Below are 599 nucleotides of genomic sequence, written 5' to 3' on the forward strand. Positions count from 1 at the left end.
GGAGGATCTGGAGGCCGCGCGCAAGGACGCGCGCCGCGATCCGCTGACCGGCCTGCCCAATCGCCGCGCGTTCGCAGAAGCCTTTGCCGCGCAGTTGAACGCGGGCAGCCAGCTCTGCCTGGCGATGTGCGACATCGACCATTTCAAACAGGTCAACGACCGGTTCGGCCACCAGGTGGGCGACCGGGTGTTGAGGGCGATCGGCGAAACCATGTCGAAGCATTGCGGGGGGCAGCTCGTCTCGCGCTATGGCGGCGAGGAATTCGCGATCCTGTTTTCCGGGCTGACGCTGGAGCAGGCCGATGCGATGCTGACGGTGGCGCGAGAAGCGACCGCATCCCGTTTCTTCCGTACCCGCGACGGGGATTCGCCCGTTGGTCACGTCACCTTCTCAGCAGGTCTGATTGGCTTGCGCGAAGGCGAGGTGCAAAGCGACGCGTTTCACCGAGCCGACCGCAACCTCTACGCCGCCAAAAGCGCCGGTCGGAATTGCATCGTCAGCAATTAGTGGGATACGCCAAGTTTAATTGGTGATAGGTCAGCACGATCTAGCATAAATTGCTAATATTCCGATGTTAATGGCGCCCATCCCGTTAAAT

At 61.3% G+C, this 599-nt stretch carries 1 protein-coding gene; it reads left to right on the forward strand.

What is annotated here, in order from left to right; translation table 11 throughout:
• Positions 1 to 508, forward strand: a 508-nt coding sequence (locus ACK41V_RS23705; protein ID WP_409786148.1) for a GGDEF domain-containing protein, incomplete at its 5' end; no start/stop codon positions are given.
• Positions 509 to 599 lie beyond the last annotated feature (91 nt).

This window comes from Acidovorax sp. (assembly GCF_046291265.1).
In the GTDB taxonomy this organism is placed as follows: Bacteria; Pseudomonadota; Gammaproteobacteria; order Burkholderiales; family Burkholderiaceae_C; genus Acidovorax.